General features: G+C 41.0%; 1 tRNA gene. It reads left to right on the forward strand.

From position 1 onward, the window contains the following. Positions 1-73: 73 nt before the first annotated feature. Positions 74-147: transfer RNA gene (locus HMPREF2876_RS07585), tRNA-Pro, on the forward strand. The last annotated feature ends 202 nt before the right edge of the window (positions 148-349 follow it).

Genomic DNA, 349 nt, shown 5'->3' on the forward strand with positions numbered 1-349 from the left:
GGCGGTTAGAGGTTCGACTCCTCTAGGGTGCATAGAAAAGAAGTCTCCTAGGACTTCATTTTTTCTATCCATACGGGAAGTAGCTCAGCTTGGTAGAGTACTTGGTTTGGGACCAAGGTGTCGCAGGTTCGAATCCTGTCTTCCCGATATTTTATTTGATATTAGATGAAATAGGTGTTAGTTTTTAACATCTGGAGCCTGGGACAATAATGTCTCGATTCTATCAAAAAAAGCAACGGTTTTGCCGTTGCTTTTTTCATGGTTGCGATAGTCTTGGTAAAATATAGGGCTCTTTGTCAACTGTAGTGGGTAGATGAAAAGCTAAGATCTAGAAAGGACAAATTTCGTC

The organism is Streptococcus sp. HMSC073A12 (assembly GCF_001812815.1).
GTDB lineage: Bacteria > Bacillota > Bacilli > Lactobacillales > Streptococcaceae > Streptococcus > Streptococcus vaginalis.